The following is a 23049-nucleotide window of genomic DNA, read 5'->3' on the forward strand; positions in this document are numbered from 1 at the left end:
GATGAGTCATGCCCGCCGTCACGCCGTTCCGCATCGACATCGCCGACTCCGACCTCGCCGACCTCGGCGAACGGCTGCGCCGCACCCGCTGGCCCGAACAGGAATGCGTGCAGGACTGGAGCCAGGGCGTGCCGCTGGCCTATGCGCGGGAGCTCGCCGACTACTGGCGCGACGAATACGACTGGCGGACAAGGGAAGCCTTGCTGAATCGGTTCGACCAGTTCACCACCGAGATCGACGGTCTGCAGATCCATTTCATCCACCAGCGCAGCGGCCGCGATGATGCGTTCCCGCTGCTGATCACCCACGGCTGGCCGGGATCGATCGTCGAGTTCATCAAGGTGATCGAACCGCTGACCGCCGCAGGATTCGACGTGGTGTGCCCGTCACTTCCCGGCTACGGCTTCTCCGGTAAACCCACCTCGACCGGCTGGGGCGTCGAGCGCATCGCGACCGCGTGGGACGAGCTGATGGTCCGCCTCGGCTATCAGCGCTACGGCGCCCAGGGTGGCGACTGGGGGTCGGCGGTCACCACGCAGATCGGCCGCAACGAGGGCCACTGCGTGGCCATTCACACCAACATGCCGATCGGGCGACCACCCAAAGACCTGAGCGACATCACCCCGGAGGAGCGCGAGGTCCTCGAGGGATACTCCGAGCACCAGCAGTGGGGCACCGGTTACTCCAAGCAGCAGTCGACGCGACCGCAGACACTGGGCTATGGGCTCACGGACTCGCCCGTCGGTCAGATGGCTTGGATCGTCGAGAAGTTCTGGGCCTGGACCGATTCCGACGGGCACCCGGAGAACGTGCTGACCAAAGACGAGATGCTCGACAACGTGATGCTCTACTGGCTGACGGCCAGCGCGGCGTCGTCCGCGCGGTTGTACTGGGAGAGCTTCAACAGGTTCCGCGATGGGGGCCGTGTCGACTTGCCCACGGGCGCCGCATCGTTCCCCAAGGAGATCCTGCGCTCGTCGCGCCGCTGGTGCGAAGCGACCTACAACATCACCCGCTGGACCGACATGCCCCGCGGGGGTCACTTCGCGGCGTTCGAGCAGCCCGAACTGTTCACCGACGACGTCGTCGCGTTCTTCTCCGAGTTCCGTTAGAGGCCGAGGATCTCGACGCTGCGCTCACGCATCTCGACCTTGCGCACCTTGCCGGTGACGGTCATCGGGAACTCGTCGACGATGTGTACGTAACGGGGAATCTTGTAGTGCGCCAGAGCCTCCGACGCGAACGCGCGGAGCTCGGCCGCGTCGAGCGCGGGCCGGCCGGGTCGCATCCGAATCCAGGCGCAGATCTCCTCGCCGTATCTCGCGTCGGGTACACCGACGACCTGCACGTCTTCGATGTCGGGATGTGTGTACAGGAACTCCTCGATCTCGCGCGGGTAGATGTTCTCACCGCCGCGGATCACCATGTCCTTGATGCGGCCGACGATCGTGCAGTAGCCGTCCTCACGCATCACCGCGAGGTCGCCGGTGTGCATCCAGCCATCGGCATCGATGGCCTGCGCCGTTTTGTCGTCGTCGTCCCAGTAGCCGAGCATCACCGAATAGCCGCGCGTGCAGAACTCGCCGGGCTCACCGCGCTCGACGGTCTCGCCGGTGTCGGGGTCGATCACCTTGATCTCCACGTGCGGATGCGCACGCCCGATCGTGGCCGTGCGCCGCTCGAGGTCGTCGTCGACGAGTGTCTGACACGACACCGGCGATGTCTCGGTCATCCCGTAGGCGATCGCCACCTCCGTCATCGACATGTCCTCGATGCAGCGCTTCATCACCTCCACCGGGCACACCGAACCCGCCATGATTCCGGTGCGCAGCTCGGACAGGTCGTACCGCGCGAAGTCCGGGTGGTTCTGCATCGCGATGAACATCGTCGGAACCCCGTAAACCCCGGTACAGCGTTCCTGTTCAACAGCTTTCAATGTCAACTCGGGATCGAACCCCGGCGCGGGAATCACCATGGTGGTGCCGTGGCTCGTGCAGCCGAGGTTCCCCATCACCATGCCGAAGCAGTGGTAGAACGGCACCGGGATGCAGAGCCGGTCCGTGGGACCGAGCCTGATGAGCTCGGTGGTGAAATAGCCGTTGTTGAGGATGTTGCGATGGGACAGCGTCGCACCCTTCGGGAAACCCGTTGTGCCCGAGGTGTACTGGATGTTGATCGGGTCTCGGTTGTCGAGTGCGGCACCGCGGGCGGCGAGCTCGTCGGCGCCCACCGCGGTCGCCCCGTCGCGCAGCGCGTCCCAGTCGGGGGTGCCGATGAATACCACATCGGTCAGCACCGGCGCTTCGGCGCGAACCTTCTCGACCATCGACACGTAGTCCGACGACTTGAACGACGTGGCCGCGATCAGCAGCTGCGTTCCGGACTGGTTGAGCACGTAGGCGAGTTCGTGCGTGCGGTAGGCGGGGTTGATGTTGACCAGGATCGCGCCCACCTTGGCACAGGCGTACTGCGCGATGGTCCACTGCGCACAATTCGGCGCCCAGATCCCGACGCGGTCGCCCACGGCGATACCTCTTGCCATCAGACCGCGCGCGACGACGTCGACCTCGGCGTTGAATTCGGCGTAGGTGAACCGCAGACCCTGCGCGACGTCGACGAGCGCCTCGACGTCGGCGTGGCGGGCCGCGGTGCGCTCCAGGTTCGCACCGATGGTCTCCTCGAGGATCGGCGTGCCAGTGGGCCCGGCGTCGTAGCTCTGGCTCATGGCAACAGATCCTCGTATCGGTGTTCGGTCTCGATGGGCGCACCTGCGGCATACGCCTCCTCCTCGCGGCGGCGCAGGTCGACGCGGCGGATCTTGCCCGAGATCGTCTTCGGCAGCTCGGCGAACTCGACGCGGCGCACCTTCAGGTACGGCGCCAGGTGCTCGCGACTGTATTGCATGATCTGCCTGGCTGTTTCGGCATCAGCAGACCAGCCTTCGGCCAGCGCCACGTAGGCCTTCGGCACGGCGAGCCGGGTGTCGTCGGGGGCGGGCACGACAGCCGCCTCGACGACGGCCGGATGCTCGATGAGCACGCTCTCCAGCTCGAACGGTGACACCTTGTAGTCCGACGACTTGAACACGTCGTCGGTGCGGCCGATGTAGGTGATGTAGCCGTCCGCGTCGCGGCTGGCCACGTCGCCAGTGTGGTAGTAGCCGTCGCGCATCACGTGCGTGTTGCGCTTCTCGTCGTCCAGATAGCCGGTCATCAGGTTCAGCGGGGCCGCCCCCAGATCGAGGCAGATCTCACCTTCCTCGGCCCGCGCCCCGGTCAGCGGATCGACGAGGACGACCGGCACGCCGGGCATCGGACGGCCCATCGAGCCGGCCTTCACGGGTTGGCCGGGGGTGTTGCCGACCTGCAGCGTCGTCTCGGTCTGGCCGAACCCGTCGCGGATCGTCAGGCCCCACGCCTTCTCGATCCGAGCGATCACGTCGGGGTTCAGTGGTTCGCCCGCGCCGAGGATCTCCCGCAGCCCCTCGGGTCTGGCACCGAGGTCGGCCTGAATCAGCATGCGCCACACGGTCGGTGGCGCACAGAACGTGTTGACGCGAGCGCGGCGCAGCTGGTGCAGCAACGCCGCGGCGTCGAAGCGGGCGTAGTTGTAGACGAAGATCGTCGCCTCGGCGATCCACGGCGCGAAGAAGCAACTCCAGGCATGCTTGGCCCACCCGGGCGAGCTGATCGCCAAGTGCACGTCGCCGGGCCGCACGCCGAGCCACGCCATCGTCGACAGATGCCCGACCGCGTAGCTCACCTGCGAATGCTCGACGAGCTTCGGCCGGCTGGTGGTGCCCGAGGTGAAGTAGACGAGGCTGGTGTCCTCGACCTCGGTGCATGCGGTGAACGGCTGAGCGGGCACGGAGTAGGCGTCGGTGTAGGTGTGCCACCCGGTGACGGGTTCGCCGACGACCACCCGCATGGACCCGCCCTCGACCGCGTCGAACTTGGCCGTGTCCGCGGTGTTCGCGATGACGGCGCGGGCGCCGCCTCGGCCGATGCGATCGGCGAGATCGGCAGGGCCCAGCGCGCTGGTCGTCGGCATGATGACGGCGCCGAGCTTGGCGATCGCGAGCATCGACTCCCACAGCTCGAGCTGGTTGCCCAGCATCAGGATGACCCGGTCGCCCTTGCCGACGCCGAGGCCCTGCAACCACGTCGCCACCTGATCGGAGCGCGCCGCCATGTCGGCGAACGTGATCTTCTGTTCGCTGCCGTCCTCCTCGACGATCCACAGCGCGATGTCGTGCGGGCGCCCGCGGGCGATGACGTCGAACCAGTCGGTGGCCCAGTTGAATTGACCGGTGATGCGGGGCCACGCGAACGTCGCGACGGCCGTGGCGTAATCGCTGATCACGGCCACGAGGTGATCGCGGGCGGCACGATACCGATCGGTGTTGGTCGTCATGGCCACTAGGATCTATGTCACACCTGACCAACCGCTACCCCCGAAAGAGGGGATTTTCGTGCCATCGCTGACGAGGCCTCGCGACGCCGACGTGCTGCGCGCCGAGCTGCGGAGAGTGGCCAGCGAGGGCCGAGTGCCGGTGTTGTTCGGTGGCGAGGTGCAAGGCGACGTGCTGCAGCTCAGCGAGTTCGTGGGAACGAGAACTGCCTTGCTGCGAGGCCTGGTCGTGCGGGCGAGTTCCGGGCTCGGCGGCGCGAGCATGGTCGCCGGCCGGCCGCTGTCGGTCGCCGACTACCGCAATGCCGCGACCATCACCCACGACTACGACACTCCCGTGTTGTCCGAGGGCATCAAGTCGGTGCTCGCCGTGCCGGTGATCGTCGAGGGCGTCCCCCGCGTGATGCTCTACGGCGCCTACAGGTCAGGAGCGCCGGTCGGGGGCCGCGCCGCGGACCTGATGGTCTCAGCGGCCCGCCGGATCGGCGACGAACTGCGCATCCGCGACGAGGTCGACCGTCGGCTGTCGATGTACGAGACCGCGACGTCCCTCGGAGCGACGTCGGAGCGGGTCCGCGAGGTGCATGCCGAACTGCGTCGGCTCGCCCATGTCGCGCCCACTCTGCGCGGCGATTTGACGCGGCTGGCCGAGCGGTTGGTCGGCGGCGAGGACGCTACCGTTCGCCTCACTGCCCGTGAGCTCGACGTCCTGACACAGGTGGCGCTCGGCTGCTCGAACATCGTTGCTGCCGAACGCCTCTCGTTGAAGACCGAGACCGTGAAGAGTTACCTGCGCAGTGCCGCGGCCAAGCTGGGTGCCCATACCCGGCACGAGGCGGTCTCGAAGGCACGCCGGGCCGGCCTCCTGCCCTGACCGAGCGCTCGAGACTGCGGGCAGATCGCATTTCCGGCGCCGATTGCGATCTCCCCCTAGTCTCGGCGCCTGGGTCAGGCCAGTGACTGCACCCAGGACCGGTGCAGCGCCGCGTAGTGCCCGTCGTCGCGGGCGGTCAGCTCCTCCGGTGAACCGTCCTCGACGATCTGACCGTGCTCCAGCACGAGCACCCGGTCGGCGATCTGCACGGTCGAGAGCCGGTGGGCGATCACGATCGCCGTCCGCTCGGCGAGCACGGTCTCCAACGCCCGCTGCACCATCCGCTCGCTCGGGATGTCCAGCGACGACGTGGCCTCGTCGAGGATCAGCACCGCCGGATCGGCCAGGAACGCCCGCGCGAACGCGACCAGCTGGCGCTGCCCCGCCGACAGCCGGCCGCCCCGCTTGGCGACGTCGGTCTCGTACCCCTCGGGCAGCGCGGAGATGAACCCCTCGGCGCCGACCGCCGCGGCCGCCGCCCGCACCTCCTCGTCGGTGGCACCGGGCTTGCCGAACCGGATGTTGTCGGCGACCGTGCCGCCGAACATGAAGTTCTCCTGCGTCACCATCACCACGTGGCGGCGTAGATCGCTCTGCCGCAGATCACGCAGGTCCACCCCATCCAGTGACACGCTGCCCGCCACCGGGTCGTAGAACCGGGTGACCAGTTTCGCGATCGTCGTCTTGCCCGCGCCGGTGGTACCGACCAGAGCGACGGTCTGGCCCGCCGGAACCACCAGGTTCAGCTGCGGCAGCACCGGCCTGTTCGACACGTAGGAGAACCGGACGTCGCGGAACTCGATGTCTCCGCGCACCGAGTCGAGTGCGACAGGATCGGCCGGGTCGCTGATACCCGGCTTCTCGGCGAGCACACCGGCCAGCTTCTCCAGCGCCGACGACGCGGATTGGAACGTGTTGAAGAACTGCGAGATCTCCTGCATCGGCTCGAAGAACATCCGCAGGTAGAGCAGGAAGGCGGCCAGCGTGCCGATCGTCATCTCGCCGTGCAGTACCCGGTAGCCGCCATAGATCAGGACGAGGCCGGTGGTGATGTTGCCGACGAACTTCACGCCCGGCATGAAGATCGCGAGCAGCTTGAACGTCTTCTCGTTGATCACCCGGTAGCGATCGGCGACGTCCTCGAAGATCTCCTGGTTGCGCGGCTCCCGGCGGTACGCCTGCACCGCCTTGATGCCCGTCATGGTCTCGACGAACTGGACGATCACCAGCGCCGAGATCTCGCGCACCTCGCGGTAGATGCGTGACGATTCGCGGTGGAACCACGCGACGAGCATCACCAGGATCGGGAACGCCGCCAGGCACATCAGCCCGAGCTCGGCGTCCAGCGTGATCAGCAGCACGGCGGTGCCGACGAGCGTCAGCACCGCGGTGATCAGGCTGTCGAAGCCCGTCTCCAGCATGTCCTGGATGGCCTCGACGTCGTTGGTGGACCGGCTGACGACCCGGCCCGAGGTGTAGCGGTCGTGGAATGCGATGTCGAGCCGGCCGAAATGCCGGAACACCCGCCGGCGCAGCTCCCGCAGCACCCGCTGACCAACGCGGCCGGACCGGCGCAGGAAGAACATCCGCGCACTCGCCTGGACGACGACGACGGCGCACAGCACCCCGACGATCGTCATCAGCGTGGCGGCCGAACCACCCGCCAGCAGCGGCGGGATACCGTCGTCGATACCCTTCTGCACCAGGATCGGAACCGACAGTCGCGCAGCGTTTTCCACCACGACGACGACGGCCAGCGCGGCCACCGTCCACTTGTAGGGGCGCAGCAGCGAGCCCAGCAGCGCGCGAGCTTCGCGGCGCCGGGGCACCGACTCGTCGATGGGCAGATCGTCGTGCTCGTCGAAGCGACCGCGCCACTCCGGAGTCACGCTCGCCACGGTCGTCGGCTCCTCGCGCAAGCGCTCGTCACGGGCGCCCCTCCAGGATCTCGTGATCCAACCGTGCCCGCTCGGCACGCTCCGTCCAATCGACCTCCCGTTCGCAGCCGTCGTCGAGTTCGTCGTCGGCGGCCAGCAGGTAGCGGTACGCCGGGACGTTCGCCAGCAGCTCGGCATGGGTGCCCACGTGGGTGATGGTGCCGTTCTGGAGCAGCGCCACCCGATCGGCGAGCAGCACCGTCGAGGCGCGGTGCGCCACCACCACACCGGTGACGGCGTGCAGGACCCGGCGCAGCGCCTCTTCGACCACGGCCTCGGTGTGCACATCGAGGGCGCTCAATGTGTCGTCGAGAACCAGGATGCGGGGCGCCGCCAGGATGGCCCGCGCGAGCGAAAGGCGTTGCCGCTGACCACCGGACAGGCTCATCCCCTGCTCGCCGATGCGGGTGTCCAGGCCATAGGGCAGGTCGTAGACGAACTGCGCGGCGGCCACCTCGACGGCCTGGCGCACCTCGTCGTCGGTCGCGCCCGGCTTGCCCAGCTTCAGGTTCTCGGCCACCGACATCGAGAACAGCGTCGGATCCTCGAACGCCGTGGCCACCGCCTGCCGGAGCGCGTCCAGGCTCAGCTCGCGGATGTCCTGGGCGTCGATGCGGATCTCGCCCTCGGTCACGTCGTAGAGCCGGGACAGCAGACCCACCAGCACCGACTTGCCCGATCCGGTCGCGCCGACGAGGGCGAGGGTCTCCCCCGGCTCCACGGTCACGTTCACGTGGCGCAGCGCCCATTCCTCGGAGTCAGGGAACCGGAAGCCGACGTCGACGAGTTCGAGCCGACCCCCGCGCGGGGCCTGATCGCGCGGGCCGTCGGCGATCTCCCGTGGCGCGTCGAAGATCTCCGCGATGCGGTTGGCCGCAGTGAAGGACTCCTGCGTCATCGACAGCAGGAACCCCAGCGACGCGATCGGCCAGACCAGCGACAGCATCATCGTGATGAACGCGACCAACGTGCCCATCGTCACGTAGCCGTGGCCGGCAGCGTACGCGCCGAAGCCCAGCACCAGGATCAGCGTCAGGTTCGGGATGATCTCCAGCAGCGTCCAGAACTTCGCCGACACCGTCACCCGGCGCACCTGCGTCTCGTACAGGTCGGCCAGTTGTTCGTCGAAGCGGTCGTAGACGTAGTCCTCCCGACCGAAGGACTTGACCACGCGCAACCCGAGCGCGGCCTCCTCCACATGCGTCGCGACGTGGCCGGCCTGATCCTGGGCCTGCCGCGACAGCCGCGTGTACTCCTGCTGGAAGTGCAGCACCGTCAGCGTGATCGGCACGATCGACACCAGCACCACCACACCGAGCGGCCAATACATCGCGAGCAGGATCGCGGTGACGATGGTGATCTGCAGGATGTTGAGGATCAGGAACGTCAGCCCGAACGACATGAACCGCCGAATAGAACTCAGGTCGTTCATGATTCGCGACAACAGCTGACCGGACTGCCAGCGGCCGTGGAAGGACATCGGCAGGATCTGCAACCGCGCGTAGAGGTCTTTGCGGATGTCTGCCTCGACGCCCATCGTCGCGCGCGCCACCAGCCACCGTCGGATGAACCACAGCGCCGCCTCGGCGATACCGAGCCCCATCGCTGCTGCGCCCAGCGTCCACAACCCCTGCTGGTCCTGGTGTCGCACCGGTCCGTCGATCACCGCCTTGGTCATCAGCGGAATCCCGACCGTGGCACCCAGGCTCGCGAAGGCCACCGTGAGCATCAGAATCCAGCGGCCGCGGTACGGGAGCAGGTACGGCAGCATCCGCCACAGGTCCGAGCTGGGCCTCACCCGCCGGGGCTGCGGCGCGATCGCGGGCGCTGCGCGCAGCGCAGAAGTTCCGGAGTCAGCCACTCACAACATCTTCCCACTGCGAGCAAGTGGTTAACCCATCTAGCGAATGCGACCGGTGGCACGGCAGATGAGCATGTGCGCCCGACGCCGTCCCGAACTGCGTGCGGTACAGCTCGGCGTAGCGGCCACCCCGCGCGAGGAGCTCCGGGTGCGTGCCGCGTTCCACGATGCGGCCGTCCTCGACGACGAGGATCACGTCGGCCGCCCGAATCGTCGACAGGCGATGCGCGATCACCAGCGACGTGCGGCCGGCCAGTGCCTCCGCCAGCGCCTGCTGCACCTTGGCCTCCGATTCGGAGTCCAGCGATGCAGTCGCCTCGTCGAGCACCACCACGCGGGGCGCGGCCAGCAGCAGACGCGCGATGGTCAGCCGCTGCCGTTGCCCACCGGAGAGCCGGTAGCCGCGCTCCCCGACGATCGTGTCCAGACCGTCGGGCATGTCCGCGACCACGGTGTCGAGCCGGGCGCGGCGCAGGGCCTCCCAGATCTCGGCGTCGGTGGCATCCGGCGCCGCGAGCGCGACGTTGGCGCGGATCGACTCGTGGAACAGGTGCCCGTCCTGGGTGACCATGCCCACGGTGTCCTTCAGCGACGCGAATGTGGCGTCGCGGACATCGACTCCGTTGAGGCGGATGGCCCCGGACGACACGTCGTAGAGCCGGGCGAGCAGCGACGCCGTCGTCGACTTCCCGGCTCCCGACGAACCGACGAGCGCGATCATCTGGCCGGGCCGGGCCGTGAACGAGATGCCGTGCAGCACTTCGTCGCCACCGCGGTCGTCCAGCTCGCTGACGTCTTCCAGCGAGGCCAGCGACACGGTGTCGGCAGCGGGATAGCCGAACCGGACATCGTCGAACTCGACGGTGACCGGGCCGTCGGGGATCGCCACCGCATCGGGGCGCTCCTGGATCAGCGGCACCAGGTCGAGCACCTCGAAGACCCGCTCGAAGCTGACCAGCGCGGTCGCTACCTCGACGCGGGCGTTGGCGAGTGCGGTCAGCGGCGCGTAGAGCCGGGTGAGCAGGAGGGCCAGCGACACGATCGCCCCGGCCTGCAGATGGCCACCCAGCGCGAGTGCGCCGCCCAGGCCGTACACCAGCGCCAGCGCCAGCGCCGACATCAGCGTCAGCGAGTTCATGAACGTCGACTGCAGCATCGCGGTACGCACCCCGATATCGCGCACCCGACCGGCCCGCACCCCGAACTCGCGCGACTCGGCGTCCGCGTCGCCGAACAGTTTGATCAGCGTGGCGCCCGGCGCGGAGAACCGCTCGGTCATCTGGGTGTTCATCGTCGCGTTGTGCCCGGCGGACTCGCGTGACAGCTTCGCCATCGCCGCGCCGATGCGGCGGGCCGGAAGCAGGAACAACGGCATCAGCGCCAGCGACACCAGGGTCACCTGCCAGGAGATGCCGATCATCACGGCCAGCGTCAACGTCAGCGTGACGATGTTGGAGACCACCCCGGACAGCGTGTCGGAGAACGCGCGCTGCGCCCCCATCACGTCGTTGCCCAGGCGGCTCACCAGCGCGCCGGTGCGCGTCCGCGTGAAGAAGGCGACCGGCATGCGTTGCACGTGGTCGAACACCGCGGTGCGCAGATCGAGGATCAGGCCTTCGCCGATGTTCGACGACAGCCAGCGCGTCAGCAACGACATCGCCGTCTCGGCGAGCGCCACGCCGGCGATCACCAGGGCCAACACCACGACCGTAGCGACGGTGCCGCCCCGCGTGATCTCGTCGACCACGCGGCCCGCAAGCAACGGCGTCGCCACGGTCAGCACCGCACCAAGCACGCTGACCAGCAGGAACCACCCGAGCATGCGATGATGCCGGGCGGCGAACCGCCAGATGCGCGCCATCAGCCGGCGATCTGCCAACGAATGCAGATCACCGCCCCGGGCGTGCGTCTGCCGGTACAGCGACTGCCGGGCAACCGTTTCCAAGCTCATCTCATCACCGTAGAACCTCAACAATGGGTGAGGTCAAAGACTTCCCAGGTGGTCGCACTACCGTCAGAACCATCGCGACACGATTTCGAGGAGTACACGGCGTGGAGACCAAGTTGCAGGCCTGGGAGCGCCGCGCCGAGTGGCCGCTCGCGATCGCCGCACTACTGTTCCTGGCCGCCTACAGCGTGGAAGTGCTCGCGCTCCCCGCCGGGGCCGCCGCCGTGGCGGTCCACGTCGTCAGCGTCGTCACGTGGGCGATGTTCGTCGTCGACTACGCCGTGCGCCTGTACCTCGCCGAGCACCGCTGGCGGTGGTTCTGGCGGCATCTGTTCGACCTCGCGATCGTGGCGCTGCCGATCCTGCGCCACCTGCGGCTACTGCGGCTCGTCACGCTCATCACGGTGCTCAACCGCGCCGTCGGTCACGCCATCCGCGGCCGCGTCGCGATGTACACCGTCGGCGGTGCGGTGCTGCTGATCTACGTGTCCTCGCTGGCCGTGCTGCAGGCCGAGAGGCACTACCCGGACGCCCACATCACCCACTTCGGCGAAGCGCTGTGGTGGGCGATGACGACGATCACGACCGTCGGCTACGGCGACCTGACCCCGGTCAGCCCCACCGGACGGGTCATCGCGGTGCTGCTGATGATCGGCGGCATCAGCCTGCTCGGCTCGATCACCGCGACGCTGGCGTCGTGGCTCGTGCAGCGGGTGGCCGACGAGGACACCGCCGCCCAGCAGGTGACGACCGCACACATCGACACCCTGGTCCAGGAGATCGCCCAGCTGCGCGAAGAGGTGGCCCGCCTGGGTGATCCGGCGGCCACGCGCGACCGCCCCGACAGGTAACGGGCCAGGTTCCCGCAGCTTGGACACGACGTCAGGCAAGATTGCGGGCATGGACAGTCCAGTGGGTTCGCCCCGAGTGCTCGTGGTCGACGACGATCCCGACGTGCTGGCGTCGCTGGAGCGCGGCCTGCGGCTGTCCGGCTTCGACGTGTTCACCGCCGTCGACGGCGCCGAGGCGCTGCGCAGCGCCACCGAGACGCGGCCGGACGCGATCGTGCTCGACATCAACATGCCGGTGCTGGACGGCGTGTCCGTGGTGACCGCGCTGCGCGCGATGGACAACGACGTGCCCGTCTGCGTGCTGTCGGCACGCTCGTCCGTCGACGACCGGGTCGCCGGTCTGGAGGCCGGCGCCGACGACTACCTGGTCAAGCCGTTCGTGCTCGCCGAGCTGGTCGCCCGGGTCAAGGCGCTGCTGCGCCGGCGCGGATCGACGGCGACGTTCTCCTCGGAGACCATCGCGGTGGGCCCGCTCGAGGTCGACATCCCCGGCCGGCGCGCCCGCGTCGACGGCGTCGACGTCGACCTGACCAAGCGCGAATTCGACCTGCTCGCCGTACTCGCCGAACACAAGACCGCGGTGCTGTCGCGCGCCCAGCTACTCGAGCTGGTGTGGGGTTACGACTTCGCGGCCGACACCAACGTCGTCGACGTGTTCATCGGCTACCTGCGCCGCAAGCTCGAAGCCAACGGCGCGCCCCGCCTGCTGCACACCGTGCGCGGCGTCGGGTTCGTCCTGCGACAGCAGTAGTCGTGATCCGCCCATGATCGTGGTGTCGCGGATCTTCCGCCGCACGCCGTCGCTGCGCACCCGCGTCGCGTTCGCCACCGCGATCGCCGCGGCCATCGTGGTCGGGATCGTCGGCGCCGTCGTCTGGGTCGGCATCACCCAGGACCGCAAAGAGCGCCTCGACCGGCGCCTCGACGAAGCGGCGGGCTTCGCGATCCCGTTCCTGCCGCGCGGCCTCGACGAGATCCCGCCCTCCCCCAACGACCAGGACGCCGTCATCACCGTCCGGCGTGCCGACGGCCAGGTGACCTCGAACTCCGTCGTACTGCCCGAACTGCCGCCCGGCTACGCCGACACCACGGTCGACGGGGTGCGCTACCGGGTGCGCACCGTCGAGCTGTCCGCGCCCGAGCCGATGTCGGTCGCCGTCGGCGCGACCTACGACGCCACGATCAACGACACCAACAACCTGCATCGCCGGGTGCTGATCATCTGCACCCTGGCGGTGGGCGCGGCGACCTTCGGCGGATGGCTGCTGGCGGCGTTCGCGGTGCGACCGTTCAAGCGGCTGGCGCAGCAGACCCGCCAGATCGAGGCGGGTGACGAAGCACCCGACATCGACATCCGCGGCGCCACCGAAGCCGTCGAGATCGCCGACGCCATCAAGGGTCTGGTCGGCCGCGTGTGGGAGGAACAGGGCCGCACCAAGGCGGCGCTCGCCTCGGCCCGCGACTTCGCGTCGGTCTCGGCCCACGAGCTGCGCACCCCGCTGACCGCGATGCGCACCAACCTCGAAGTGCTCGCGACGCTCGACCTCGGCGAGGAGCAACGCAGAGAGGTCGTCGGCGACGTCATCCGCACCCAGACCCGGATCGAGGCGACCTTGGGCGCACTGGAGCGGCTGGCACAGGGAGAGCTGTCCACCGAGGACGACCATGTGCCCGTCGACATCACCGAACTTCTCGACCGGGCCGCACACGACGCGATGCGCGTCTACCCCGATCTGGAGGTGTCGCTGGTGCCTGCGCCGACGGTGATCATCGTCGGGTTGCCCGCCGGCCTGCGGCTGGCTGTCGACAACGCGATCGCCAACGCGGTCAAACACGGCGGCGCGACACGGGTGCAGCTGTCCGCGGTCAGCTCGCGCGCCGGTGTGGAGATCGCGATCGACGACGACGGCGTCGGCGTGCCCGAAGAGGAGCGCACGGTGGTGTTCGAGCGATTCTCCCGGGGCTCGACGGCGTCACACTCCGGCTCGGGCCTGGGTCTGGCGCTGGTGGCGCAGCAGGCCGAATTGCACGGCGGGACAGCGGCATTGCAGGCCAGCCCGCTGGGCGGTGCGCGCCTGCTGCTGCGGCTGCCGGGCCCGCGCTAGCGGGTGCCGAGGAGGTCGATGATGAAAATGAGGGTTTTGCCTGACAGGCGGTGCCCGCCGCCGGCCGGACCGTAGGCCTGCTCCGGCGGGATCGTCAGCTTGCGCCGGCCGCCGACCTTCATCCCCGGAATGCCGTCCTGCCAGCCCTGGATCAACCCGCGCAACGGGAACTCGATCGACTCACCGCGGTTCCAGGAGCTGTCGAACTCCTCGCCGGTGTCGTACTCGACGCCGAGATAGTGCACTTCGACGTTGGCGCCCGGGACCGCTTCGGGGCCGTCGCCGACGACGATGTCTTCGATCACCAACTCGGTGGGTGCGGGGCCGTCGGGGAAGTCGATCTCGGGTTTGGTCGCCATGCGCTCAGCCTAGACCGGCGCCTCGCCCGGCGACCGGACCTCCTCGGGCTGCAACCACTCGGTGGGCCGCAGCAGCACCACCTCCGGAAGGATGCACGCCGCCGACAACCGCGTCGTCATCCGCACGACCTCGGCGACGTCGCGCGGTGTGATCATCGTCGAGGCCTCGATGGAGTCGCGGTAGACGTCGGCCATCGCCGTGTCCACCAGACCCGGGCAGATCGCGGTGGCCTTGATGCCCGAGGTCGCGAGCTCGTCGTGCAGCGATTCGGTGAATCCCACGACGGCGGCCTTGGTCGCCGAGTAGGAGGACAGGGTGGCCTCCCCGCGCTTGCCCGCATTCGACGCCGTGTTCACGATCTGAGCCCAACCATGTTGCCGCACAGCCTCTCTGAGTAGAGGCTGACATTTCGCGGTCAGCAGCACGACGGCGCGGATGTTGACGGCCAGCTGCGCGTCGAGGAACTCCGCGGTGATGTCGGCGACCGCCCTGTTCCCGGCGATCCCCGCGTTGTTCACCAGCAGGTCCAGCGCCCCGTACCGGTCGGCGTGGAACGCGACCACCTCGTCGAGAAACGACTCCTCGGCCAGCGAGCCGGCGATGGTGTGGACCGCCGATCCGCCGATGGACGTGGCGACCGCGTCCAGCTTGGCCGGATCCCGGCCGACCAGGGTCAGCGCGAAACCCTCCTCGTGCAGGGCTGCCGCGATCGCCGCTCCGATACCGCCCGACGCCCCGGTCACCAGGGCACTACGCATGGTCACCGGTTCATTAGATCGCGCCGAGGGGCAGACTGTAGGCGTGGCCAACGACGAAGACATCCTCGCCCAGGTGAACCAGCTCGTCGCGGAGGAGAAAGACCTCCGCGCCAAGCTGCAGCATCACGAGATCGACGAGTCCGAAGAGCACCAGCGGTTGCGCGCCGTGGAGGTCAAGCTCGACCAGTGCTGGGATCTGCTGCGCCAGCGGCGGGCGCTGCGCGAGACCGGTGGTGACCCGACCGCCGCGCAGGTGCGTCCGGCGGACGAGGTCGAGGGCTACCTGAGCTGAGCGTGGCCACGGACTCCCGCACCGACGTCGTCATCGTCGGCGGCGGGCACAACGGTCTGGTGGCAGCCGGGTACCTGGCCCGGGCCGGTCGTCGGGTGTGCGTGCTGGAACGGCTCGACCACGTCGGCGGCGCCGCCGTGTCGGCCCATGCCTTCGACGGCGTCGACGCGCGTCTGTCGCGGTACTCCTATCTGGTGAGCCTGCTGCCGCAGCGCATCATCGACGATCTCGGGGTCCGGGTGCGTCTGGTGCGACGCCGGTGGTCGTCCTACACCCCCGACCCGGCGTCCGGCGGCCGCACGGGACTGCTGGTCGGACCGTCCTCCACCTTCGGGGCCGTGGGCGCGGCCGGCGATGAGGCCGGCTTCGACGAGTTCTACCGGCGCTGCAACACCGTGACATCGCGGGTCTGGCCGACGCTGACCGAACCGTTGCGCACCCGCTCGGATCTGCGTCTGGCAGTCGGTGGGGGTCCTGACGAAGAGTGGGCATGGCGGGCGCTCGTCGACCAGCCGATCGGAGACGCGATCACCTCGGCGGTGCGCAACGACCTGGTCCGCGGCGTGATGGCCACCGATGCCCTGATCGGAACCTATGCCGCGCTGGACGATTCGTCGCTGCAGCAGAATGTCTGCTTCCTGTACCACCTGATCGGCGGCGGCACCGGGGACTGGGATGTGCCGGTCGGCGGTATGGGCGCGGTCAGTGGAGCGCTCGCCGCAGCGGCCGCGGGCTTCGGCGCCGACATCCGCACCGGGGCCGAGGTCGAGTCGATCACTCCCGACGGCGAGGTGTGCTACTGCCAGGACGGTGTGCAGCACCGCGTCGTCGCCGACCACGTGCTGGCCAACGTCACGCCGACGGTGCTGGCCCGACTTCTGGGCGAAGACGCGCCCGACAGCGCGCCCGGCGCGCAGGTCAAGGTCAACCTGATGCTGCGGCGGCTCCCCCGGTTGCGCGACGACAGCGTCACGGTCGAGCAGGCCTTCGGCGGCACCTTCCACATCAACGAGACGTACAGCCAACTCGAGTCGGCCTACCGACGCGCCGCAGAAGGCGCTGTGCCGGAGCCGCTTCCGTGCGAGATCTACTGCCACTCACTGGCGGACCCCACGATTCTGTCGGATGAGCTGCGCGCGTCCGGGGCGCAGACGCTGACCGTGTTCGGGCTGCACACCCCGCACCACCTGATGACGGCAGGCACCCCGGAGCGGCTGCGTGACACGCTGACGTCCGCGGTCTTGACATCGTTGAATTCCGTTCTCGCCGAACCGATCCACGACGTCCTGATGGAAGACGCCGAAGGCCGGCTGTGCATCGAGACGAAGACGACCGCCGACCTCGACGATGCGCTGGGAATGACGAACGGCCACATCTTCCACGGCGCGCTGACGTGGCCCTTCGCCGAAGACGACGAGCCGCTCCGCACGCCGGCGCAGCGCTGGGGCGTGGCCACCGCGCACGAGCGAATCATGCTGTGCGGATCGGGTTCTCGCCGCGGCGGCGCCGTCTCGGGCATCGGGGGGCACAACGCGGCGATGGCGGTGCTGGACCGCTAACCTGGTGGTCGGACGGCCAGCTTGTCCAGCAGCGCCCGCAGTGTCGCCAGGTCGTCGGCGTCCAGACCGGTCAGCATCGGCGGCGCCGGATCGCGGACGTCGTCGATCGCGCGCACGAGCTCGTGCCCCGCATCGGTCAGCGACACCACCTTGCAGCGCCGGTTGCGCGGATCGATCTCGCGAACCACGAGACCGCGCTCCTCCAGGTCATTGATCGCGACTGTGGCGGCGGGTGCATCGATGGTCGCCGCGGCGGCCAGTTCCTTGACCGTCATCGGAGCACGACGGAGACGCGTCAGGATGCGAACACGGCTGAACGGCAGACCGGCACGCTCGACGACGAGCCGCTTCCAGCCGTCGAGGTTGTCCATGACCAGCGCGGACATATCGCGCCAGACCTTGTCGGCCGCCGAATCACCGGACATGGGCACCCACCGGGCTCGGCGTGCCGGCGATCAGCGGCGCCAGCCGGTCAGCGGACCGTTGCGCGCGTTGCGATGTGGAGTACACCCCGAGCGCCAGGATCACGAACCCCAGTGCCACGCAGACGAACCACAGCGGTCGAGCGGCCGTCGCGAAGTCCGTGCCGCCCATCGTGATCGCCGAGCCGGCGACCGAACCGCACAGCGCCACACCGATACTCACGCCCACCTGGCGGCTCGTCGACGTCACCGCCGAGGCAGCGCCCGCGCGATCCAGCGGCATGCCGCCGACGGCGGCGTTGGTGATCGGCGCGTTGACCATCGCGAAACCGATACCGAAAACCGCGAACACGATCAGCATCCACCACACCGGGGTCGACGCGGTCAGGAAGGTCAGCATCGTGGCGGCCGCGACGATCATCGTCCCGGCGATCACCAATGACGGGCGCGCGCCGTACCGGCCGACCAGGCGGCCCGACAGCGGAGAGAAGATCAGGGCACCTATCGCGATCGGCAGGTAGATCAGGCCGGTGTGCATCGCCGAGAAGCCGCGCTCGCCCTGGAGGTAGAGAGACATCATGAACAGGAAGGCGCCCCAGGCGGAGAAGGCACTGATCGCCGAGATGGTGGCGGAGCTGAACGGGATGCTCCGGAAGAAGCGCAGGTCCAGGAACGGATCCTCACGCCGCGACTCGAAGCGCAGGAAGGCAGCCAGGGCCACGACAGCGATGACGGCGATACCGACGACCCGGGGATGAGTCCACCCCAGCACCGGACCCTCGATCAGGGTGTAGACGACGCCGAACAGCGTCACCACGGCCAACAGCTGCCCGACCGGGTCGACGCTGCGCATGGTCGCCGACTTGGTCTCGGGCACGAAGATGGCGGTGAGGACCAGCGCGGCCGCACAGATCGGCAGGTTGATCCAGAACACCGAGCGCCAGCCGACCGTCTCGATCAACAAGCCGCCGACTATCGGCCCGGCCGCCATCGAGATACCGGTCACCCCACCCCAGATGCCCAGCGCCCTGGCACGCTCCTGCGGTTTGACGAATATCTGCGAAATGATCGACAGTGCAACGGGATTCATCATCGAACCACCGATCCCCTGCAGAAAGCGGGCGCCGATCAACGCGTCGATCGTGGGTGCGAGGCTGCACGCCAGCGAGCCCAACGCGAACAGCGTCAGCCCGATCTGGAACACCCGGCGGCGGCCGAACCGGTCACCCGTGGCCCCCGACAGCATCAGCAGCGAGGCCAGCACCAGCGTGTAGACGTCGAGCACCCACTGCATCTGCGAGGGCGAGGCCGACAGATCGGTGCGGATCGCCGGGATCGCGACGTTGACGATCGTGGCGTCCATGGACACGATCAGCAGGCTCAGGCAGCAGGACACCAGAACGATCACCTTGCGCCGCTGCGTCAGCGTGCCGACGGTTTCATTCATACAACGATTGTGAAACTACAACCGTCATGATCGCAAGCGACGAGAATGTGACGCTCGGCGCAATCGAGCGCGCACAGAATGCCGTTGATTGCGGCGCGTCGGCGTGCAGACGCGCGCGCTCGCCGAACGAGGCTAGCGGTCGGAAAGGTCGGTGAAGTCCCGCTCGGTGTAGCCGGTGTAGATCTGGCGCGGCCGGCCGATCTTGTTCGGCTCCCCGTGCATCTCCCGCCAGTGCGCGATCCACCCGGGCAGCCGGCCCAGGGCGAACAGCACCGTGAACATCCGCGTCGGGAAGCCCATGGCCCGGTAGATCACGCCGGTGTAGTAGTCGACGTTCGGGTAGAGCTTGCGCTCGACGAAGAAGTCATCGGTCAGCGCGATCTCTTCGAGCTCCTTGGCGATGTCGAGCAACTCGTCCTGCACGCCGATCTTGCCCAGGATCTTGTCCGCCTGCTCCTTGACGATGCGGGCACGCGGATCGTAGTTCTTGTAGACGCGGTGACCGAAGCCCATCAGCTTCACGCCGTCCTCGCGGTTCTTGACCTTCTTGACGAACGTCGCGACGTCGTCATCGCCCTTCTGGATCTTCGTCAGCATCTCCAACACGGCCTGGTTGGCGCCGCCGTGCAGCGGACCCCACAGCGCATTGATACCGCCGGAGATCGACGTGAACAGGTTGGCCTGCGAGCTGCCCACCAGGCGCACCGTCGAAGTGGAGCAGTTCTGCTCATGGTCGGCGTGCAGGATGAACAGCATGTCGAGCGCCCGGACGATCTCCGGATCGACCTCGTAGGGCTCGGCGGGGAACCCGAACGTCATCCGCAGGAAGTTCTCCACCAGCGTCAGCGAGTTGTCCGGGTAGAGGAACGGCTGCCCCTCGGACTTCTTGTAGGCATACGCCGCGATCGTCGGCAGCTTGGCCAGCAGCCGGATCGTCGACAGCTCCACCTGCTGCGGGTTGAACGGATCCAGCGAATCCGGGTAGTAGGCGCTCAGCGCGTTCACCGCGCTGGACAGCACCGGCATCGGGTGCGCGTCGCGGGGGAAGCCGTCGAAGAACCGCTTGAGGTCCTCGTGCAGCAACGTGTGCCGCTGGATCTGGGTGGTGAACTTCTCCAGCTGATCGGCGGTGGGTAGCTCGCCGTACAGCAGCAGGTAGCTGACCTCGATGAAGTTGGACTTCTCGGCGAGCTGCTCGATCGGATACCCGCGGTAGCGCAGGATGCCGGCGTCTCCGTCGATGTAGGTGATCGCGCTCTTGGTCGATGACGTGTTGACGAAGCCGCCGTCGAACGTGGTGTAACCGGTCTTTGCCAGCAGAGACCCGAGCGCGATGCCGTCGGCACCCTCGGTCGCTTTGACGATGTCGAGGTCCAGCTCCCCGCCCGGGTAGGACAGGGTGGCGTGCTCTTTCCCGGCTTCGGCGTGATCGGCCACTGGGATCCCTTCGGGTCGGTTCTAACGGGAATCGCGAGGTCTGGAAGAAAGTCTGACTACAGAAGGTAGTCCCATTCCGACGAGGACGCCCGCGGGGGTCGCCGACGCCGGGTCCCATCGGCATCGCCCGGGCGTCACACCGCCAGCCCGAACCCCGCGAACTCGTCCATGAAGTCGGCACAGACCGACTCGAACGCGGCGATCGTGTCGTCCACCCCCACGCCGGCCAGCGAAGACGAGCACCGCGTGACCTCCTGCAGCGCGGTCATCAGCACACCACCGAAAACGGCCGACATCAGCCTGACCCGCCGATCGTCGACCCGCAGCCCCATCCGCTCGGCCATCGCGACGTCGACGGGGCTGGCCCGGAACTCCATCGCCGCCTGCTGCAGCGTTCCCGAGGACACCGTGATCCTCAGGATTTGCATCAGTCGGTATGACGACAGCGCCCCCGCGGGCGCCAACTTCGAGTTCTGCGCCATCCCGATGTACGCGCGCCGGAGCGCCTCGAAGTGTCCGATCTCGGGTGGTTGGGTGATCAATTCCGCCGCGACCATGTCGAGCACTTCGTCGATCAGGGCCAGCGCGATCGCGTCCTTCGTGGCGAAGTAACGGCTGAAGGTGCGCGGCGAGACGTCGGCGCTCGCAGCGATCTGGTCGACGGTCGTTCCGTCGAAGCCCTGCCGATCGCACAGCACGACGGCGGAGTCGATCAGAGTGGCACGGGTCCGGCGCTTCTTGCGCTCACGAAGCCCGAGCACGGGCTCCCCCCTGACATCACCCACGGGTACGGATGCTAATCGGCGCGACGGCGCCGCGAGGGCGATCTGAGGTGGGAGAGATCAGCGAATTCCCGGCACCCGATAGCGGACGAACGCGGGCACAACGAGCGCGGCCAGCACCACCCCGACCACCACGAGCACGCCGCCGCCTGCCGCGGCGACGGTCGTCCCGACGGCGGCGGCCGCCGCACCGTGCGCGGCGTCGGCGAACCGGGGACCACCGGCGACGACGACGGTGAAGACGCCCTGCAGGCGCCCGCGCAGCTCGTCCGAGGCCACCTCCTGCAGGATCGTCGACCGGAACGCCGCCGAAACCATGTCGGCCGCACCGCCGAAAGCCAAGCAGCCCAGGGCAATCCACAGCATCAGCCCCGCAGTCCCGTTCGCCGCCCCGGCCGCCAGGCCGAAGCCGGTCATCGCCAGACCCCAGGCCACGATCGCGCCCACCACCGCGAGTCCCTGCCGGCGCACGCGGGGTAGCCAGCCCGAGAACACGCCGCCGGCCACGGCACCCGCCGACATCGCCGCCGCCAGCAGGGCCATCGTCGTGCCGCCCGCCACGGGACCGCCGAAACTCTCGTGAGCCATCTGCGGGAACAGCGCCCGCGGCATCCCGAAGATCATCGCGATCAGGTCCACGACGAACGACATCAGCACCACGCGGTTGCCGGCGAGGTAGCGGAAGCCGTCGAGGACGGCCTTCAGGCCGTACCCCGGTGCGCCCTCACCGGTGCGCGACGGCGGCATCGGGGTCAACCTGATGGTGGCCCACACCGCGGCGAGACACGTCAGGGTGTCGATGAGGTAGAGCGTCGACAGGTCGACCCAGTGCAGGAGCACGCCGGCCAGCAGCGGGCCGGCGATCGCGCCGAACTGCATGACCGTCATGTTCAGCGAGTTCGCCGCCGGCAACTGGGCAAGGGGCAGCATGCGCGGAATGGCGGCCGATCGGGTCGGTGAGTTCACCGCGAAGAACGCCTGCTGCACCGACAGCAGGCTCAGCACCACCCACACGTTGTCGATGCCCAGCGCCGCCTGCACCCACAGCAGCGCCGAGGACACGGTCAATCCGCACGAGGTGATGATGAGCAGCACCCGGCGATCCATCGCGTCCGCCCACGCGCCTCCCCACAGCCCGAACACCACGAGCGGCACGAGCGCGAACAGGCCGGCCAGTCCGACATAGAGCGAGTTCTGGGTCAATGCGTAGAGCTGGACCGGCACCGCGAAGATCGTCAGGTTCGCGCCGACGACGGTGACGATCCCGGCAGACCAGAGCCGGCGGAAGTCCGGCGTCTGCAGCGGCGTCGTGTCGGCGAACAGCCGCCCCACTACGGCTGGAGGCGTTCGATGTGACCCTCGCGCACGCGAATCCTGTTGTGCAGGCGGCTCTCTCGACCCTGCCAGAATTCGATCTCCTCGGGCGCGATCAGGTAGCCACCCCAGTGTGGCGGGACGGGCACGGTCTCGGTGTCGGCGAACCGTTCGGTGACCTCGGCGAGCTGACCTCGCAGCGCATCACGCGTGGCGATCGGTGAGCTCTGCGCCGAAGCCCACGCGCCGAGCTGCGCGCCCCGGGGGCGCTGCACCCAGTAGGCGGCGGTCTCGGCATCGGACACCTTGGTCACCGTTCCGCGGACGTGCACCTGCCTGCTGAGGGCGTACCAGGGGAACGTCGCGGAGGCATACGGCGCGGCGGCCAGCTGCTCGCCTTTGGCGGAGGCGTAGTTCGTGTAGAAGGTGAGGCCGGATGCGGTCACGCTCTTGCACAACACGGTGCGGGTGACTGGTCTTCCCGACGCATCGACAGTGCCGACGACCATCGCGTTCGGTTCGACGACCCCGCCCTGCTCGGCGTCGGCCAACCAGCTGGTCAGCAGCGCCAGCCAGCCCCCGTCGAGCCAGCTCTCGTCGAGGTCGGCACTGCCGTCCTTCTCGACCGATCCGTACTCCACCCGCATACGCGCGAGGTGATCCGATGTGCTCACGCGATCACGCTACGCCCG

The 23049-nt window shown here is 68.4% G+C and carries 20 protein-coding genes; 7 read left to right on the forward strand and 13 right to left on the reverse strand.

Features of this window, described 5'->3' with window-relative positions; all coding sequences use genetic code 11:
- Positions 1 to 8 precede the first annotated feature (8 nt).
- Positions 9 to 1112 (forward strand): epoxide hydrolase family protein, encoded by a 1104-nt coding sequence (locus tag ACZ50N_RS21620; RefSeq protein ID WP_464473747.1) that lies wholly within the window; start codon positions 9 to 11, stop codon positions 1110 to 1112.
- On the opposite strand, the gene ACZ50N_RS21625 is transcribed toward ACZ50N_RS21620, so the two are convergent.
- Positions 1109 to 2725 (reverse strand): AMP-binding protein, encoded by a 1617-nt coding sequence (locus tag ACZ50N_RS21625; RefSeq protein ID WP_464473748.1) that lies wholly within the window; start codon positions 2723 to 2725, stop codon positions 1109 to 1111. The two genes, ACZ50N_RS21620 and ACZ50N_RS21625, sit on opposite strands and share 4 nt — an antisense overlap.
- Entirely contained in the window at positions 2722 to 4413 is a 1692-nt protein-coding gene (locus ACZ50N_RS21630; protein WP_464473749.1) for an AMP-binding protein, read from the reverse strand. Before ACZ50N_RS21630 ends, ACZ50N_RS21625 begins: the two co-directional genes overlap by 4 nt.
- A 58-nt stretch (positions 4414 to 4471) precedes the next feature.
- Here ACZ50N_RS21630 and ACZ50N_RS21635 point away from each other — a divergent pair, with 58 nt between their 5' ends.
- A complete protein-coding gene (locus ACZ50N_RS21635; RefSeq protein WP_464473750.1) occupies positions 4472 to 5284 on the forward strand; it encodes a helix-turn-helix transcriptional regulator in 813 nt (270 codons plus the stop codon).
- A gap of 74 nt (positions 5285 to 5358) precedes the next feature.
- On the opposite strand, the gene ACZ50N_RS21640 is transcribed toward ACZ50N_RS21635, so the two are convergent.
- The 3 genes from ACZ50N_RS21640 to ACZ50N_RS21650 are packed head-to-tail and all read right to left on the reverse strand — an operon-like array spanning position 5359 to position 11033.
- A complete protein-coding gene (locus ACZ50N_RS21640) occupies positions 5359 to 7182 on the reverse strand; it encodes an ABC transporter ATP-binding protein (protein ID WP_464473751.1) in 1824 nt (607 codons plus the stop codon).
- 28 nt (positions 7183 to 7210) lie between these two features.
- Positions 7211 to 9082, reverse strand: a complete 1872-nt coding sequence (locus ACZ50N_RS21645) for an ABC transporter ATP-binding protein (RefSeq protein ID WP_464473752.1) — start codon at positions 9080 to 9082, stop codon at positions 7211 to 7213.
- A complete protein-coding gene (locus ACZ50N_RS21650; protein ID WP_464473753.1) occupies positions 9075 to 11033 on the reverse strand; it encodes an ABC transporter ATP-binding protein in 1959 nt (652 codons plus the stop codon). The genes ACZ50N_RS21645 and ACZ50N_RS21650 overlap by 8 nt, the downstream gene beginning before the upstream one ends.
- A 71-nt stretch (positions 11034 to 11104) precedes the next feature.
- Here ACZ50N_RS21650 and ACZ50N_RS21655 point away from each other — a divergent pair, with 71 nt between their 5' ends.
- Genes ACZ50N_RS21655 through ACZ50N_RS21665 form a run of 3 tightly spaced genes read left to right on the forward strand, consistent with a single transcriptional unit; the run spans position 11105 to position 13986 of the window.
- On the forward strand, positions 11105 to 11881 hold the full coding sequence (locus ACZ50N_RS21655; protein WP_419196977.1) for a potassium channel family protein: 777 nt from the start codon (positions 11105 to 11107) through the stop codon (positions 11879 to 11881).
- Positions 11882 to 11921: 40 nt separating this feature from the next.
- The gene (gene prrA / locus ACZ50N_RS21660) at positions 11922 to 12632 is read left to right on the forward strand and encodes a two-component system response regulator PrrA (protein WP_172835673.1); all 711 of its coding nucleotides are present in this window, start codon (positions 11922 to 11924) and stop codon (positions 12630 to 12632) included.
- A gap of 13 nt (positions 12633 to 12645) precedes the next feature.
- Complete coding sequence (locus ACZ50N_RS21665; protein ID WP_464473754.1) at positions 12646 to 13986, forward strand: sensor histidine kinase; 1341 nt, start codon at positions 12646 to 12648, stop codon at positions 13984 to 13986.
- Here ACZ50N_RS21665 and ACZ50N_RS21670 read toward each other — a convergent pair.
- Positions 13983 to 14345: an FKBP-type peptidyl-prolyl cis-trans isomerase gene (locus ACZ50N_RS21670; RefSeq protein ID WP_048423940.1), complete on the reverse strand. Its 363-nt coding sequence runs from the start codon at positions 14343 to 14345 to the stop codon at positions 13983 to 13985. The genes ACZ50N_RS21665 and ACZ50N_RS21670 overlap by 4 nt on opposite strands.
- A gap of 9 nt (positions 14346 to 14354) precedes the next feature.
- Positions 14355 to 15104: an SDR family oxidoreductase gene (locus ACZ50N_RS21675; RefSeq protein ID WP_464475692.1), complete on the reverse strand. Its 750-nt coding sequence runs from the start codon at positions 15102 to 15104 to the stop codon at positions 14355 to 14357.
- A 43-nt stretch (positions 15105 to 15147) separates the two neighbouring features.
- Here ACZ50N_RS21675 and ACZ50N_RS21680 point away from each other — a divergent pair, with 43 nt between their 5' ends.
- On the forward strand, positions 15148 to 15396 hold the full coding sequence (locus tag ACZ50N_RS21680; RefSeq protein ID WP_464473755.1) for a DUF2630 family protein: 249 nt from the start codon (positions 15148 to 15150) through the stop codon (positions 15394 to 15396).
- A 2-nt stretch (positions 15397 to 15398) separates the two neighbouring features.
- Complete coding sequence (locus ACZ50N_RS21685; protein WP_464473756.1) at positions 15399 to 16955, forward strand: phytoene desaturase family protein; 1557 nt, start codon at positions 15399 to 15401, stop codon at positions 16953 to 16955.
- Here ACZ50N_RS21685 and ACZ50N_RS21690 read toward each other — a convergent pair.
- The 6 genes from ACZ50N_RS21690 to pdxH form a co-directional block, all read right to left on the reverse strand.
- Complete coding sequence (locus tag ACZ50N_RS21690) at positions 16952 to 17380, reverse strand: MarR family winged helix-turn-helix transcriptional regulator (protein WP_464473757.1); 429 nt, start codon at positions 17378 to 17380, stop codon at positions 16952 to 16954. The two genes, ACZ50N_RS21685 and ACZ50N_RS21690, sit on opposite strands and share 4 nt — an antisense overlap.
- Complete coding sequence (locus ACZ50N_RS21695; RefSeq protein WP_198529233.1) at positions 17370 to 18824, reverse strand: MFS transporter; 1455 nt, start codon at positions 18822 to 18824, stop codon at positions 17370 to 17372. The genes ACZ50N_RS21690 and ACZ50N_RS21695 overlap by 11 nt, the downstream gene beginning before the upstream one ends.
- A gap of 132 nt (positions 18825 to 18956) precedes the next feature.
- Positions 18957 to 20261 (reverse strand): citrate synthase, encoded by a 1305-nt coding sequence (locus ACZ50N_RS21700; RefSeq protein ID WP_073684343.1) that lies wholly within the window; start codon positions 20259 to 20261, stop codon positions 18957 to 18959.
- 134 nt (positions 20262 to 20395) lie between these two features.
- The gene (locus ACZ50N_RS21705; protein WP_046363825.1) at positions 20396 to 21046 is read right to left on the reverse strand and encodes a TetR family transcriptional regulator; all 651 of its coding nucleotides are present in this window, start codon (positions 21044 to 21046) and stop codon (positions 20396 to 20398) included.
- A gap of 57 nt (positions 21047 to 21103) precedes the next feature.
- Positions 21104 to 22375 (reverse strand): MFS transporter, encoded by a 1272-nt coding sequence (locus ACZ50N_RS21710; protein WP_046363826.1) that lies wholly within the window; start codon positions 22373 to 22375, stop codon positions 21104 to 21106.
- Positions 22375 to 23004 (reverse strand): pyridoxamine 5'-phosphate oxidase, encoded by a 630-nt coding sequence (gene pdxH / locus ACZ50N_RS21715; RefSeq protein ID WP_048423977.1) that lies wholly within the window; start codon positions 23002 to 23004, stop codon positions 22375 to 22377. The genes ACZ50N_RS21710 and pdxH overlap by 1 nt, the downstream gene beginning before the upstream one ends.
- Between the last annotated feature and the right edge of the window lie 45 nt (positions 23005 to 23049).

This window comes from Mycolicibacterium obuense (genome assembly GCF_055397605.1).

What these genes read in the sequence shown, in the direction of transcription:
- ACZ50N_RS21620 (WP_464473747.1), top strand. Translation starts at nt 9, where the DNA reads ATGCCCGCCGTCACGCCGTTCCGCATCGACATCGCCGACTCCGACCTC.
- ACZ50N_RS21625 (WP_464473748.1), bottom strand. Translation starts at nt 2,725, where the DNA reads ATGAGCCAGAGCTACGACGCCGGGCCCACTGGCACGCCGATCCTCGAG.
- ACZ50N_RS21630 (WP_464473749.1), bottom strand. Translation starts at nt 4,413, where the DNA reads ATGACGACCAACACCGATCGGTATCGTGCCGCCCGCGATCACCTCGTG.
- ACZ50N_RS21650 (WP_464473753.1), bottom strand. Translation starts at nt 11,033, where the DNA reads ATGAGCTTGGAAACGGTTGCCCGGCAGTCGCTGTACCGGCAGACGCAC.
- ACZ50N_RS21665 (WP_464473754.1), top strand. Translation starts at nt 12,646, where the DNA reads ATGATCGTGGTGTCGCGGATCTTCCGCCGCACGCCGTCGCTGCGCACC.
- ACZ50N_RS21670 (WP_048423940.1), bottom strand. Translation starts at nt 14,345, where the DNA reads ATGGCGACCAAACCCGAGATCGACTTCCCCGACGGCCCCGCACCCACC.
- ACZ50N_RS21675 (WP_464475692.1), bottom strand. Translation starts at nt 15,104, where the DNA reads ATGCGTAGTGCCCTGGTGACCGGGGCGTCGGGCGGTATCGGAGCGGCG.
- ACZ50N_RS21690 (WP_464473757.1), bottom strand. Translation starts at nt 17,380, where the DNA reads ATGTCCGGTGATTCGGCGGCCGACAAGGTCTGGCGCGATATGTCCGCG.
- ACZ50N_RS21695 (WP_198529233.1), bottom strand. Translation starts at nt 18,824, where the DNA reads ATGAATGAAACCGTCGGCACGCTGACGCAGCGGCGCAAGGTGATCGTT.
- pdxH (WP_048423977.1), bottom strand. Translation starts at nt 23,004, where the DNA reads ATGCGGGTGGAGTACGGATCGGTCGAGAAGGACGGCAGTGCCGACCTC.